Consider the following 15,110-nt stretch of genomic DNA (forward strand, 5'->3'; position numbering starts at 1 on the left):
CCGGCATCCGCCGTTCCGGTTTTTCATTCCCTTCGTTTCCGTTGGGAGTGCAAAGGTAGGAATCTTTTTTTAACTTCCAAATAAAATTTAATTTATTTTTTCGTCTTTTTCTTATTCCAAATCCCCCTCTTCAATACCGCTGTTTGACCAGCATCGCTTCCTTCCGAAGCGGGTTGCAAAAGTAGAAAACTTTTTTCAATCACCAAATTTTATTTTAAAATAATTTCCGGCGTTTTCAGCTTCTCATTTTCTTAACCCCTCTTCCTCCGAAGCGGGTTGCAAAAGTAGAAAAATTATCTGTTTGCACAAAGGAGGCAAACCTTTTATTTGTTAGTCTAGCCCTAACTGCATGGATTTCAAGGAGAAAAAATCATGTTGAATCAAAACTTTTTGGCCGCGTAGTTTGTTTGGAGTGGTTTTTCTGACGTTTACAGGGGTTGTTTATTTCGATGCACAGGCGTTTTTAAGGGTTTCCCGCAGATGCCCGCAGATAAAAAATGCAGATTCAAAAGGATTTTTTGTTTGTTAGAGGTTTTTTATCACCTAAGACACCTTGGTAGAATGCAATAACAACTTTCAAACTTCAAAACATTTTAACTTTCAAACTTTCAAACAATAGAACAACACTATAAGAATAACCACTTTTACCATCTAAGGCACTTAAGAATATCTAAGTGGCGAGGTTTGCTTTCAAATTCAAACCTTCCAACTTTAAAACATTCAAACTTTCAACTCTGCAACCTTCAAACCAAATCAGCCAGAGGAGCAAAACAGATAAAAAGAATGCATTTTCTTCGGAGCTTCTTCGAAGCTTGTTCGAAAAAAGCACCCATTTCTCGAAGAAGTCTCGAACAAGGCACCTAGAAAGTGCAATAAAACCCATGCGGTAGAAGATGGGATTTTCTAAAGATTATGGAAATTCAAAGCACTCCAAAGTTAAGCAGATTGTTCAATGCCTAAGCTCAAAACATTTCAACTTTCAAACTTTCCAACAATACAACAACACGATAAGAATAACCACTTTTACCATTTAAGGCATCTTAGAACAGCTAATTAGCGTGGCTTCTTTCAAATTCAAAACCTTTAAACCTTAAAACATTTAAACAATTAGCAAGCTCTAGTGCTGTAAACCTGCGTAAAATAAACCCGGGTGAAATGGAAAACCCGCAAGTGAAGCGCAGCGAAACGAGGATTTGGAATGGAAAACGGGACGAACGTTGATATGAAAGCCGAAGCCTGATTTACTAATTCTTTAATATTGTCCCGTACTTAAAAGCACTAATGTACAGGCTCTCATTGGTTCGATATTATGTTTATCTAAAAGTTTTTCGAATTCGTAATTTTCTGTACCAGGATTAAAAATTACACGTTTCGGCTTGGTATCGATAATATAATCATAGTATTGCGGCTGCAAAGCAGGGCCTATGTATAGGGTTATGGTATCAATATCTTTGTAGACTGCGCCCTGTTTTTCGATTCCTACGCCAGCAACTTCGCCACTTTTTATGCCCACATTTACAATTTCATGGCTGAAACGGGTTAGCATATGGGCTGCTTTATAGGCATAACGAGATGCATCTGGTGAGGCGCCAATAATTAAGGTCTTTTTCATTTTATTAAAATTTAGAAATTAATGCAATTTGGCCGGAGTGATATGCATGGTGTTGAATAAGTCCGCTTAGTAATTCCATCTTAGTAAGATTTGCCGTAGGTGTTAAGTTTTCTGACTTTCCCAATTTATTACTCCATTCTGCATCCTTAAATGTTTCGCAGAGGCGAATTAATTCTTCGTTAGCAATTTTAAAGTTAAAAATTATACGCTCCCATGCTTGTGGTGATTTTTCTACAGGCTCTGGCCAATCGCCGATTTGAGGTTCAGCAGCTTCATTACCCAATAAACGTGAGGTTACTTCTTCTGTCCAAGCGGTTAAGTGCAACGCAATTTCGGCAATGGAATGGGCATTTTGAATGAAATGCGTAAATGCAATTTCGGGTTTTACATTGTTTAGCGTTTGCATAACGTGATTTCCATGCCACGCATCTCCATTAAAAGATTTTTTTATTTCGCTAGTGATATTAAACATATTCTAAGAACAAGCCAAAATACATAATGTTTATTATTTTGAATTTAGAATTGCATTTGCGCAATTAATTCCATCAATAGCTGCAGAAACGATGCCACCTGCATAACCCGCACCTTCTGCGCAAGGATATAAACCTTTAATCTGCGGATGCTGATAGGTTTCCTTATCGCGGGGAATGCGTACTGGTGATGAAGTTCGACTTTCTACCCCAACCAGAATCGCCTCGTTTGTATAGTATCCTTTTATTTTTTTTCCGAATAAAGGAAGTGCAGATTTTAAGCTGTCTGAAACGAAAGTGGGCAAAATATTATCGAGCATCACACTTTTTGTGCCTGGTAAATATGAATTTTTAGGTAAATCGATAGAGAGCTTGTTGTTTACAAAATCCATCATCCGTTGTGCGGGCGCTACTAAATTCCCACCTCCAGCCTCAAAGGCCAGCTTTTCGATTTCAGACTGGAAGTTTAGCATTCTTAATGGATCGTAACCTAAAACATCATTTAATGTTACTTGAACAACCGTACCCGAATTGGCGTATGGATTATTTCTCTTGGATGGCGACCAGCCATTTACAACGATTTCATTTTCGCCTGTGGCGCAAGGTGCGATGATTCCACCAGGGCACATGCAGAAGGAAAATACGCCACGAGCGCCAACCTGTTCTACCAAACTGTAATACGCAGGGGGCAAAAATTCGGAACGGGTATCGCAGTGGTATTGAGCAGAATCGATTATTTGTTGTGGATGCTCGATACGAACACCCAATGCAAAGGGTTTTGCTTCTATTAAGATATTTTTACTGTGTAATAATTCATACACATCTCTGGCCGAGTGTCCTGTTGCCAGTATTACATTATCAGCAAAAAATTTATCTTCGAAATTGATTTCGATGCCTTTAATTTTCCCAAACTCGATAATAATATCGGTCATTTGGCTATCGAACATTACTTCTCCACCGGCATTTAATATGGTATCTTTTATTGAAGTAATAATATGCGGAAGTTTATTGGTACCGATGTGCGGTCGGGCATCGACAATAATATCTTTTTCGGCGCCATGATCTACAAAAACCTGCAGCACTTTATTGATATCGCCCCGCTTGTTGGAACGGGTATATAATTTCCCATCGGAGTAAGTTCCTGCACCACCTTCCCCATAGCAATAATTAGATTCTGTATTGACAAGGCCTTGTTTATTTATTGCAGCTAAATCTCGCCTACGTTGTTTAACATCTTTACCCCTTTCGATAATGATTGGCTTTAAACCATTTTCGATACATTGCAGAGCGGCAAATAGTCCGGCCGGACCAGCACCAATAATCAAAACCGGCTTCGCTTGACTGACATTTTGATACTTTATGGTGTGAATTTCTACCTGTGGATTTTCATCAATATAAACTTTTACCTGAAGGCGGAAAATAACTTTTCTAGAACGGGCATCTATAGACCTTTTTAAGATTTCAAAGCCCTTTATACGTTTTTGAGGAAGTTTTAAAGCTTCTTCAAGCTTTTGGTTTATCACTTCCACTTGCTCAACCTGATGCGGGAGCAGCGTAATTTCGATATCTTTCTGCATACAACATGTCAGGTTTTTATCCTGAATTGTAACAAAGGTACAGATTTTGCAATCTTATTAGTAAATTGAATAAAATTCGATTGAATCAAAAACAAAAACCATAAAAATGAAAAGATTAGTATTTGGAATTTTAGCTGCTGTTATTGCAGTAAGCACTTTAAGTTCATGCGGTTATAATAGCATGGTTAAGCTTGATGAAAATGTAAAATCTAAATGGGGAACTGTTCAAACCCAATATCAAAGAAGAGCAGATTTAATTCCGAATTTAGTAAGTACTGTAAAAGGTGCAGCAAAATTTGAACAAGGAACATTAACTGCTGTAGTGGAAGCCAGAGCAAAAGCTACACAAATGACCGTTAAAGCTGATGATTTGACACCTGAAAACATTCAAAAATATCAGGCAGCTCAAGGTCAGTTGAGTCAGGCTCTCGGTAAATTATTATCGATTACGGAAGCCTACCCAGAATTGAGGGCTACACAACAATTCAGCGATTTATCGGCACAGTTAGAAAGTACCGAGAATAGAATTACTGTTGCACGTAAGGATTTTAATGATGCTGTGCAGGAATACAATGGCAAAATCAGATCTTTTCCAAATAATTTAACAGCAGGCATGTTCGGGTTTAAGCCTAAGGGTTATTTCGAAGCTGATGCAACTGCGAAAGATGCGCCTAAAGTAGAATTTTAATATTCTGTAAAATAACATTTCAGGGTGATAGATGTTTATTCAGTTAAATATCTATTACCCTTTTTAATTAAATCTAAAATATAATCATGTCATTATTTTCTGATATTGAACAAGATAAAATTGCACACGCTATAGCTGAAGCTGAAAAAGCTACATCAGGAGAAATTAGAATTGCAATAGATAAGCATTGCGAAGGCGATGCTTACCACACAGCCACAGAATATTTTGCTAAACTTGATATGGATAAAACGGCGCAAAGAAATGGTGTTTTAATTTATCTAGCCCATGCTGACCATAAATTTGCAATAATTGGCGATAGCGGTATAAATAAACTAGTACCTGAAAATTTCTGGGAAACCACAAAGATTGCCATGAGTGCGCATTTTGCAAAAGGGAACCTTGCAGATGGAATTGTTGCAGGTGTTGCACTCGCTGGCGAAAAACTTGCGCTTTTTTTCCCGTACCAAAGTGGAGATATAAATGAGCTCCCGAATGATATCGTATACATGGACAAACAAGAAAACAAATAAGTAATGAAAAAAATAATCCTATTATCCGTTTTCAGCTTATTATGCCTGTTTGGATTTGCGCAAGATTTCCCTGCCAAACCAAGTACGCTTGTGAATGATTATTCTGGGGTTTTATCTGCCGAGCAAAAAGATAATTTAGAAAGAAAATTAGTTGCTTTTGATGATTCTTCTTCAACACAAATTGCCATTGCGGTTTTAAAATCAGTAGGTGATTACGATATTAATGAATATGCTGTAGAGTTAGGCAGAAAGTGGGGCGTTGGACAGAGCGGCAAAAACAACGGGATCATGATTGTTGTTGCCGTTGGCGATAGAAAAATTTCTATCCAAACCGGTTATGGTGTAGAAGGTGCGCTGCCAGATATTTATGCAAAGCGGATTATCGATAATGATATTAAACCAAATTTTAGGGCTGGTGATTATTATGCCGGTCTGGATGAAGCAACTACATCAATTATAAAGTACACAAAAGGAGAATACAAAAACGATAAACCGAGAGCTTCGAAAGGCGGCGGAACAGGCAGCATTGCGGTCATAATCATTATCGTAATTGTAATTATCATTATTATGCGAAAAGGTGGTGGAGGCAATGGTGGTGAAATCATTGGAAGCCGTGGTGCTTCAAACGCACTATTTTGGGCCATGCTTTTTGGCGGGAGTGGTCGTGGTGGAGGTGGTAGTGGTTGGGGCGGTGGCGGCTCATCAGGTGGAGGTGGATTTGGCGGTTTTGGTGGCGGAAGCTTCGGAGGCGGCGGCTCTAGCGGAAGCTGGTAATTTTATTAAAAGGGTTTCGTTGGTCGTCACTCGTTTTTCGATTATAAATTTGAATTACGAAGTTTTACCTGTACATATCCTAAAAATAAACGAAACTTGTAATGAAATAATTCCCTAATGACTAATTAACTGAAAAATGTATAGAAAAGATTTAATTACGTCTGAGATACAAAAACTAGCTGAAGTCTTAGCGAAAATAATGGGCCTCAAATTAGAAGGCAAATTCGTTGAGGCGCAAAACATTTTCGAGGAAACCATGGTTAATTCCTTTCATTTGCCTTTAGCAATTCTGGAAAACCAAGATGTTACGGTTTTTGAAGATTGGTTAGAAAAAAGCGAACTGCCAGCCGGGAAATTAGATTCGCTTAGCGAGTTTTTGTATTATGAACTCGGCTTAAGTTCTGAACAGAATAAACTCATTGCGCCAAAGCTTAACCTCATTTATAAATTACTTTCTGATAAACACAAAATTGTTCATCTGGTTAATTTCCATCGTCAAAATAATATACAACAGTATTTAAAATAAAACATTCAACTATATATGATTATTGAGAAGTGGCGAAAAATTGCCTCGAAATATTTGGTTCGAGAGAAATGGGCAACCTTAAGAGTTGATACTTGTGAATTACAAACTGGAGTGGTTAAAGATGATTATTATGTTTTAGAATATCCGAATTGGGTAAACGCAATTGCTTTAACAGAAGAGGGAAAAGTAATTATGGTTCGCCAGTACCGCCATGCGGCTGATATTATTTCCCTTGAAATTCCAGGTGGTGTTATTGATGGTGATGAAGAACCTGAAACTGCGATTAAAAGGGAGTTGCTTGAAGAAACCGGCTACAGTTTTAAGACTTGCAAATATATTATAGAACTCTATCCTAACCCTGCAACATCAACCAATAAAACATTTACTTATTTTTTAACTGGTGGCACTAAAACGCATGAACAGCATTTAGATGAACATGAAATTTTAAATGTTGAAGAATATACGGTTGAAGAAGTAAAGCAATTACTTACCGATAATCAGATTGCGCAAGCCCTGCATGTTGCGGCTTTGCATTATGGTTTAGCAGAAATAGATCGTTGAATGACTTAATTTATTTACCACCTAAGACACCTTAGAATATTTTACTATAAGATATCGGTTAAATAAATAAGGCCTGATTTTTATCAAATCAGGCCTTATTTATTTTGGTAAACTTTAGATTAGGCATTTTGATTTTACCTTAAACCCTCAGCCATCTAACCTCTAACCTTAAATTAGCTCATTTTTAATTTTTTCTGGATATCATGAACGTAAGCTTTAAACTTCTTATCCGTATCGATTAAATCTTCTACTGTTTGGCAAGCATAAATTACGGTACTATGATCACGACCCCCAAAGAAAGCACCAATAGTTTTTAGTGATGATTTTGTGTGGCTTTTTGACAGATACATTGAAATCTGGCGGGCTTGGACAATTTCGCGTTTACGCGTTTGTGATTTAACCATATCAACCGGAACTTCGAAATATTCGCAAACTAACTTTTGAATATATTCCATCGAAATTTCTTTTGAAGTATTTTTGATGAAGTTTTTCAACATTTGCTTCGCAAGATTTAAGTCGATTTCTTTTTTGTTCAAAGTAGCCTGCGCCAACAATGAAACCATTGCACCTTCCAGTTCACGTACGTTGTTATCAATATTATGCGCAACATATTCCACAACTTCACCAGGCAACTCAATACCATCGGCATACATTTTCTTTCTTAAGATTGCGATACGCGTTTCCAAATCCGGAATTTGTAAATCGGCAGATAAGCCCCATTTAAAACGGCTTAACAAACGTTCTTCTAAACCAGCTAAATCTTTTGGCGCTTTATCTGATGTTAAAATAACCTGTTTACCTGATTGATGTAAGTGATTAAAGATATGGAAGAAAATATCTTGTGTTTTTTCTTTACCCGCAAAGTTGTGTACATCATCCATAATGATAACATCCATTGCCTGGTAAAAGTTAACAAAATCGTTAATAGTATTATTCTTTAATGAATCTACAAACTGCTGGCAAAATTTCTCGCAAGAAACATAGATAACCAACTTATCTGGCATGCTGCGTTTAATCTCATTACCTATGGCCTGTGCCAAGTGTGTTTTACCTAAACCTACGCCACCATAAATCATTAATGGATTAAATGATGTACCTCCAGGTTTTGCGGCGACCGCATAACCAGCAGAACGTGCCAAACGGTTGCAATCTCCTTCAATATAATTTTCGAAAGTATAATTAGAGTTTAATTGCGGATCGACATTTAACTTTTTTAGTCCGGGAATAATAAACGGATTTTTAATGTCTTTATTTATTGATACCGGAATTGGCATCGATTGTACCTTTGCTTCTGCCCCATTTCCGTTTGAGGGCATATTTGTTGTATAAGGGCTTCCGCTATTAGAAGATTTATCTACTACAATATTATATTCTAACCTACCATCTTCCCCGAGCTGCTTTTTTACAGTCTTTCGGAGTAAGCCTACGTAGTGTTCTTCAAGCCATTCGTAAAAGAATAAACTCGGTACCTGAATGGTTAAAACCTTACCTTCCAATTTAAGGGCTGTTATAGGCTCGAACCAAGTTTTGAAACTTTGATTCGGGATATTATCCTTAATAATTTGAAGACAGTTCTTCCACACTTCTGTACAAGTTTTTTCCATTGCGATTTCTATAATTTATTGGTTTACAGTGCCGATTCGAATTTACGGGGTGGTCCGTTTCGGGACTACGAATATTGAGAAAATTATCAACATTTGAAACAAAAATTTCAATTATTTTGTAACCTATTCATAAGCAGGTAGCTAACCTACTTAACCTAAATTTTTAATGTGGATAACTATTTATTAACATAGGTTTTCCACATACAAAATCGTTTTATCGGCTATTTCACCCAATTATTCAAATCAGCATCGCAAATGCAAATTCCAAGCCATAATCTATAATTTTAATAAAAATAAAAACGAGAAATAGTTGAAACAACTGATAATCAAAGTCCTAATTTGATACACGACAAACAACCATCGTACTTGTATAATATATTGCGAAAATACTGTAGCCATATTTACCCTATTTGGGTAATTTTATCAAGTATTCGCCGCAAAATTTTAGTACTCACCAAAGGTTTCACGGAATACATCAGCAATTTCGCCAAGTGTAGCATATTGTTCAACGGCCACAACAATAAAAGGCATCAAATTTACATCAGTTCTTGCTGCATCCTTCAGGTTATTTAACGCTTGTTCAATTGCTTTGTTATCTCTCGATGCCTTCAACTGATTTAGTTTTTCCGTTTGAAGTTGCCTGATGGAATCATCAATATTAAAAACCTCGGTTAACCCTTGCTCTTCCTGAATGAATTTATTTACACCAACAGAGATGCGATCTCCATTTTCGATTTCTTTTTGGTATTGATAAGATGCTCCTGCAATTTCATTTTGCATATATTCGCTTTCTATTGCATTTACAGATCCACCCATTGCATCAATTTTATCAATGTATTTCCAGGCCGCATCTTCTACTTCATCTGTTAAATTTTCTATAAAATAAGAACCTGCTAAGGGGTCTACAGTGTCTGTAACACCACTCTCAAAACCTATAATTTGTTGAGTGCGCAAAGCGATTTTTGCCGCAGCCTCCGTTGGGAGCGACAAAGCTTCATCGTAACCATTAGTATGTAGCGACTGTGTACCACCTAAAACCGCAGCCATTGCCTGGTTGGTAACTCTTATTACATTATTAAGCGGTTGTTGTGCCGTCAAAGTAGAACCACCTGTTTGGGTATGAAAACGCAACATTTGTGCCTTTTCTTCAGTTGCACCGAGTTCTTTGGTTATTTTCGCCCACATCCTTCTTGCTGCCCTAAATTTTGCAATCTCTTCGAAAAAATTATTATGGCAATTGAAAAAAAACGATAACCTTTTAGCAAAAATGTTGATATCCAGGCCCTTGTCAATCGCAGCCTTTAAATAGGTTTTGCCATTGGCTAAGGTAAAAGCCAATTCTTGGACGGCCGATGAGCCTGCTTCGCGAATGTGATAACCTGATATGGAGATGGTATTCCACTTCGGAACTTCATTGCTGCAAAACTCAAAAATATCAGTAATTAAACGCATTGATGGCTTCGGTGGATAAATATAAGTTCCACGGGCAGCGTATTCTTTTAGTATATCGTTTTGGATGGTTCCCGAAATTTGCTTTAAATCTGCGCCTTGTTTTTTCGCTAAAGCAATGTACATAGCCAATAAAATTGAAGCCGTGGCATTGATTGTCATGGAAGTTGTTATATCTTTCAATTCGATGCCATCAAACAAAATTTCAATATCTTTTAACGAATCAATGGCCACACCCACCTTTCCAACTTCACCTTCTGCCATTTCATGATCAGAATCATAACCAATTTGAGTAGGTAAATCAAAAGCAACAGATAAACCAGTTGTTCCTTGCTTTAATAAGTAATGATATCTTTTATTAGATTCTTCTGCTGTTGAAAACCCGGCATATTGCCTCATCGTCCACAACCGACCACGATACATATCCTTCTGAATTCCTCTTGTAAATGGAAATTCACCCGGTTTTTCTTCAACAGGGTTAGCGGAAGTATAAAGTTCCTTGATCTCAATTCCTGAAGTGGTAGTATGTTTTTTATCGCTCATATTTGGTTGATTAGTTCATTGGCTCATTAGTGATTGGTTCATTAGTTATAGATTTCATATCTGAAATTATCAATACAACCTTTAAACTTTTTAATATTTCAACATTCCAACCTAACCTTAAAACAGCTGTTGTATATCTTTCTTAATCAATTCAATGGTTAAATCGTATGGGTTTTCATCGATGCTAGCCATATGTTGCAAAATTGCTTTACTTAATTCTATTCCATTTGCACCTGCAGGCAAACCTTGCACTGCATTATTAATCATGCCGATGGTATCATCCTTTAATTTTCGAACAACATTCCAGGTTACACTATTAATATATAGTTGTTGTGTAATGTTATGTTGATATTCCGAACGAACTTCATTTAAAATACCAGCCTGCAATGTAGAAATATCAATTCCTTGCTGATGTAAACGCACAAGTAAATTCGCCGGATTAATTCTATCGATAAAAATAATTAAGCGTTCGTGTGCTTGCAGTCTTAAAGGCAACAATTGAGCCCTACTTTCTTTATTCAGTTCTATATTTTTCAGATTAAAAAACCGATGAATATCGTTCTTTACCAAATAATAAATTGTTAGGAACGCTAAGGTAATGCCTACAAATAATGTTAAAATATCTATTACGATTTGCTGTATAATCATATCTATTGTTTAATTACGGTAATATTAACATCCCGCTAAAAGCAAAAATGTACATTATTATTTATATTTGTAAAAGATAAAATTTAAATAACATGAGTACTACAGTTGATACAGCATTTGCCCCGGTTTCTTTTTCAGAAGGAGCAACTAAAGAGTTATTAAAATTAAAAGATCAGCAAGAGATTAGTGAAGATTATGGCTTACGTGTAGGCGTTGAAGGAGGTGGTTGCGCAGGTATGAATTATGTTTTAGGCTTTGACCAGAAAAAAGACGGTGACCAGGAATTTCTTATCGAAGGCATTAAAGTTTTTATGAATAAAGCGCATCAAATGTATTTAATGGGCATGATGATTGACTGGCAAGACGGTTTAAACTCAAGGGGTTTCACGTTTGTTAACCCAAATGCAACTAGTACTTGTGGTTGCGGAACAAGTTTTTCAGCATAAAAAAAATTATATTGTAACATATTGCACAGTCCCTTTGTCTAAACATCGGGACTTTTTTATTTTTATAGATATTTGTCTGCCACAATTAATTGCAAACTCCAACAAACTAAATGAATTACAGGGAAAATATCAGGCTCGCACTGCAATCAATCAAAAGTAATCGGTTACGCACAATGCTTACTGCATTAATTATTGCTATTGGCTTAAGTGCTTTAGTTGGTATTTTAACCACTTTGGATGCAGTAAAAGCAAGTATGACCAGTGCTTTTAGTAGCATGGGTGCTAATTCATTTACCATTCGTAACCGAGGTACAGGTATTAGAATTGGCGGGCAAGGTAAAAGACCAAAACCCTTCAAAGCGATTAGATACGAAGATGCCGTTAAGTTTAAGGATAGTTTGAATACACCAGCAACTGTTGCCGTTAGTGTATTTGCAAGTGGCGGTTCTACTGTAAAAAACGGAAGTTTAAAAACTAACCCAAATATTAATGTTCAAGGTATTGATGAAAACGGATTAAATTCACAAGGCTTGAGTCTTTCTGATGGTCGTAATTTTAGCAAATCTGAAGTTCAAATGGGCAGCAACGTTTGTATCGTTGGTAGCGAAGTTGTAAATAAGTTATTTAAAGATACTGAAGCGATTGATAAGATGGTTAATGTTGGAAACAATCGATTTAAAATTGTAGGAATTTTAGCGGCTAAAGGTTCAAGTATGGGTTTTAGTGGCGATAGGGCGGTGTATGTACCATTATTAAAAGCCAAACAAATTAATTCGAATGCTAATCCATCTTATACGATAACCGTAATGGTTCCTACAAATGAGATGCAGGAAGCAGTTATAGGAGAATCAACATCGTTATTCAGAAACATCCGTAAGGTTAAAGTTAACGACCCGAACAATTTTGAAATCACTAAAAGTGATGCGATAGCGCAGACCTTATTTGAGAACTTAGCTTTCGTAGCGATTGGTGGTGTGGCCATTGGAGTTATTACACTAATCGGTGCATCAATCGGCTTAATGAATATCATGTTAGTTTCGGTTACAGAAAGAACACGCGAAATTGGCATACGTAAAGCCATTGGCGCAAATCCGAAAGTAATTAGAAGACAATTTTTAATAGAAGCTGTTGTAATTTGTTTAATGGGCGGGACGTTCGGTATATTTTTAGGAATCGTTATCGGAAACCTCATTTCGCTAGCGATGGGCGGCTCATTTATAATTCCATGGGCATTTATTATTGGTGGCTTTGGTATTTGCGTTGGAGTTGGAATTATGTCTGGCTATTATCCAGCTAAAAAAGCCTCTCGGTTAGACCCTGTTGAAGCACTCAGATACGAGTAAAAATATCTAAAGCGTGCTGTTAAGCAATTGATGTTGGGTGATTAGCGTATTAATTCCATTAGTAAGCAATGAACTTTCTAAGGCCGCAGCATGTTTTAGGTGATGCATGTCACTTCCGATAAAATCAACTAAATGATGCTCTACCATTTCATCGGCAATTTTCTTTGCACCTGTTCCATAGTAGCCTGTTACTGCAATAGAATTTAGTTGCAGTAAACATCCAGCCGACTTTATTTTGTGAAAATTCTCGATAGAAGCGTAGTAGTAAGGATATCTTTCGGGGTGCGCTAAAACGGGTGTGTAACCAGAATCTTGAATTAACTTTATAAACTCGAACAGGTTTTGCGGTAAGTTTATGTAAGATAGCTCAAACAAAACATATTGTGCACCGAAAGTTAAAACTTGTTTTTGCTTTATCTTCTTTTCCAGCGTTTCATCAAGGTAATATTCCGCGGCAGCATCAACTTCTAAATCAATTTCAGCTTCTGATAAACCTTTTCTTAATATATCCAAGCCACGATTAATGATATCAGGTGTATTACGAAAATAATCAGCCATTACGTGTGGTGTAGCAATCAGTTTCTTAAAACCAAGCGCTTTAAGCTTCTGAGCCAGTAACAGAGAATCTTTCAAGCTTTGTGCTCCATCGTCAATACCTGGAATAATATGCGAGTGCATATCGGTACCGATTGTCGAAAAGTTAAATTCAGGTGCTACTTTCTTTTTCTTGAATAATCCAAACATCTTAAGCTATGCGATAAATTAAACTTCTGTTGGTAAATCAGAAGATTCTGCAATTGCTGCTAATTTAGAAGAATATATTTTACTGAGCAATTGATTTAAGTTTTCGGTCAAATCAAACTGTATATCTTCGTGAAGTTTTTTGAATTTATTTATGGTAACCTGAATGGTTTTGATATAGAAGCTTGAAAATAGAATTCCAAAATCCCGATAGCCGAAAAAAGATTTTTTATACTCCAGAGGAATCACACTCAGTACAAATATTTTGAGCTCAACCTCGCCAACATTGTCTTTAGTAACCTTGTAGAAATGATTTACGAGTGTAATCATCTTTCTAACTTTTGCCAATGCCTCTTTAGCATTTAACTTTTTAAGTTCGGCAAGCTGGTCTTCAATAGTATTCTTAATGATTTCTTTGCGCCCTTCCAAATCGCTTTCATCTTCCAATAGTTTATAATGAAGATGTTCGGTAAGCACTTTATCTTTTGCAATTAATCGCAATAACAATTTATCCTTTTCTTTGATGGGTAAATCCGTTATTGCGATTTTTAAGTCTTTGTGCTCCGCAAGCTTCATTTAAAAAGGATTTGCCTTAATGTACTTTTCCCACTCCCAGGCAGAACGCATCATTTCATTTAAATCAAGTTCTGCTGTCCATTTCAAAACCTCTTTTGATTTTGTAACATCGCCATAAACCTGCTCGATATCGCCGCCGCGTCTTGGTCCGATTTGGTAGTTAAGTTTTTCTCCTGTAGAGCTTTCAAAGGCAGTAATGATTTCTATAACTGAAGAACCTTTTCCTGTACCTAAGTTAAATACTTCATAATTACTGTCGGCTTCGCCAGATTCTAACCTTTTAATGGCTGCAACATGTGCTTTTGCCAAATCCACAACGTGGATATAGTCGCGAATGGCACTTCCATCTGGAGTATTGTAATCGTTTCCGTGGACGGTAATGGGACCACGTTTGCCAATAGCAGATTGTGTGATAAAAGGAACTAAGTTTGCCGGAACACCATTAGGTAATTCGCCAATTAGCGCCGTTTTGTGTGCACCAACCGGGTTAAAGTAACGCAAAGCGATGATTTTTAAATCTGGTGATACTGCAGCAGTTTCTGTTAAAATTTCTTCGGCAATTTGTTTTGTGTTGCCATAAGGCGATTCGGCTTTTTTAACTTCAGCCGATTCTGTTACAGGCAAATTATCTGGCTGACCGTAAACGGTGCAAGATGAAGAGAAAACAAAATTTGTTTTAGTGAACGAATTCAATAAATTAATTAAACTGAAAAAGTTATTTCTGTAGTATTTTAATGGATTTTGAACAGATTCGCCAACTGCCTTTGAAGCAGCAAAATGAATAATGCCAGAAATATCTGCATGTTCAGCAGCAAAAGCTTTCACCTTTGCTTCATCGCACAAATCAAATTTATAGAATTCAGGTTTTAAGCCGATAATCTTTTCAATCTGATCTAAAATTTTAATATCAGAGTTTGAAAGGTCATCTACAATTACAACTTCGTAACCTGCATTATGCAGTTCAACAACCGTATGAGAACCAATATAGCCAGTACCTCCGGTAACTAAAATTTTAGACATTG

General features: G+C 36.7%; 16 protein-coding genes. 7 read left to right on the plus strand and 9 right to left on the minus strand.

The features are described from left to right. Positions 1-1,252: 1,252 nt before the first annotated feature. The 3 genes from QWY86_RS10020 to QWY86_RS10030 are packed head-to-tail and all read right to left on the minus strand — an operon-like array spanning position 1,253 to position 3,659. The gene (locus QWY86_RS10020) at positions 1,253-1,612 is read right to left on the minus strand and encodes a CoA-binding protein (protein WP_290241500.1); all 360 of its coding nucleotides are present in this window, start codon (positions 1,610-1,612) and stop codon (positions 1,253-1,255) included. A gap of 4 nt (positions 1,613-1,616) precedes the next feature. Next, a complete protein-coding gene (locus QWY86_RS10025) occupies positions 1,617-2,084 on the minus strand; it encodes a DinB family protein (protein WP_290241502.1) in 468 nt (155 codons plus the stop codon). 33 nt (positions 2,085-2,117) lie between these two features. Further along, positions 2,118-3,659 (minus strand): NAD(P)/FAD-dependent oxidoreductase, encoded by a 1,542-nt coding sequence (locus QWY86_RS10030; protein WP_290241505.1) that lies wholly within the window; start codon positions 3,657-3,659, stop codon positions 2,118-2,120. A gap of 106 nt (positions 3,660-3,765) precedes the next feature. On the opposite strand from QWY86_RS10030, the gene QWY86_RS10035 reads away from it, so the two are divergent. The 5 genes from QWY86_RS10035 (at position 3,766) to QWY86_RS10055 (ending at position 6,738) form a co-directional block, all read left to right on the plus strand. Further along, positions 3,766-4,347 carry a LemA family protein gene (locus QWY86_RS10035; RefSeq protein WP_290241508.1) on the plus strand — a complete coding sequence of 194 codons (582 nt, stop codon included), beginning with the start codon at positions 3,766-3,768 and terminating at the stop codon, positions 4,345-4,347. An 86-nt stretch (positions 4,348-4,433) separates the two neighbouring features. Then, positions 4,434-4,877: a TPM domain-containing protein gene (locus QWY86_RS10040; RefSeq protein ID WP_290241510.1), complete on the plus strand. Its 444-nt coding sequence runs from the start codon at positions 4,434-4,436 to the stop codon at positions 4,875-4,877. A 3-nt stretch (positions 4,878-4,880) separates the two neighbouring features. Further along, positions 4,881-5,651, plus strand: coding sequence for a TPM domain-containing protein (locus QWY86_RS10045; RefSeq protein WP_290241512.1), 771 nt, complete (start codon positions 4,881-4,883; stop codon positions 5,649-5,651). Between the two features lie 136 nt (positions 5,652-5,787). Continuing rightward, positions 5,788-6,177, plus strand: a complete 390-nt coding sequence (locus QWY86_RS10050; RefSeq protein WP_290241514.1) for a hypothetical protein — start codon at positions 5,788-5,790, stop codon at positions 6,175-6,177. Positions 6,178-6,192: 15 nt separating this feature from the next. Then, on the plus strand, positions 6,193-6,738 hold the full coding sequence (locus QWY86_RS10055) for an NUDIX hydrolase (RefSeq protein WP_290241516.1): 546 nt from the start codon (positions 6,193-6,195) through the stop codon (positions 6,736-6,738). 173 nt (positions 6,739-6,911) lie between these two features. Here QWY86_RS10055 and dnaA read toward each other — a convergent pair whose 3' ends face one another. The 3 genes from dnaA to QWY86_RS10070 all read right to left on the minus strand — a co-directional run bounded on the left by dnaA (position 6,912) and on the right by QWY86_RS10070 (position 10,982). Beyond that, positions 6,912-8,342, minus strand: coding sequence for a chromosomal replication initiator protein DnaA (dnaA, locus tag QWY86_RS10060; RefSeq protein ID WP_056088409.1), 1,431 nt, complete (start codon positions 8,340-8,342; stop codon positions 6,912-6,914). Between the two features lie 444 nt (positions 8,343-8,786). After that, positions 8,787-10,334, minus strand: a complete 1,548-nt coding sequence (locus QWY86_RS10065) for an acyl-CoA mutase large subunit family protein (RefSeq protein ID WP_290241520.1) — start codon at positions 10,332-10,334, stop codon at positions 8,787-8,789. A gap of 117 nt (positions 10,335-10,451) precedes the next feature. After that, positions 10,452-10,982 (minus strand): DUF7935 family protein, encoded by a 531-nt coding sequence (locus QWY86_RS10070; RefSeq protein ID WP_290241522.1) that lies wholly within the window; start codon positions 10,980-10,982, stop codon positions 10,452-10,454. 92 nt (positions 10,983-11,074) lie between these two features. Here QWY86_RS10070 and QWY86_RS10075 point away from each other — a divergent pair, with 92 nt between their 5' ends. After that, positions 11,075-11,428, plus strand: coding sequence for a HesB/IscA family protein (locus QWY86_RS10075; protein ID WP_290241524.1), 354 nt, complete (start codon positions 11,075-11,077; stop codon positions 11,426-11,428). Positions 11,429-11,538: 110 nt separating this feature from the next. After that, positions 11,539-12,771, plus strand: coding sequence for an ABC transporter permease (locus QWY86_RS10080; RefSeq protein WP_290241527.1), 1,233 nt, complete (start codon positions 11,539-11,541; stop codon positions 12,769-12,771). A 6-nt stretch (positions 12,772-12,777) separates the two neighbouring features. On the opposite strand, the gene QWY86_RS10085 is transcribed toward QWY86_RS10080, so the two are convergent. The 3 genes from QWY86_RS10085 to galE are packed head-to-tail and all read right to left on the minus strand — an operon-like array spanning position 12,778 to position 15,108. After that, positions 12,778-13,515 (minus strand): tyrosine-protein phosphatase, encoded by a 738-nt coding sequence (locus QWY86_RS10085; RefSeq protein ID WP_290241530.1) that lies wholly within the window; start codon positions 13,513-13,515, stop codon positions 12,778-12,780. An 18-nt stretch (positions 13,516-13,533) separates the two neighbouring features. After that, entirely contained in the window at positions 13,534-14,088 is a 555-nt protein-coding gene (locus tag QWY86_RS10090) for a hypothetical protein (RefSeq protein WP_290241532.1), read from the minus strand. Then, entirely contained in the window at positions 14,089-15,108 is a 1,020-nt protein-coding gene (gene galE, locus QWY86_RS10095) for a UDP-glucose 4-epimerase GalE (protein ID WP_290241534.1), read from the minus strand. Positions 15,109-15,110: the final 2 nt, after the last annotated feature.

It is taken from the genome of Pedobacter aquatilis (genome assembly GCF_030409415.1).
In the GTDB taxonomy this organism is placed as follows: Bacteria; Bacteroidota; Bacteroidia; order Sphingobacteriales; family Sphingobacteriaceae; genus Pedobacter; species Pedobacter aquatilis.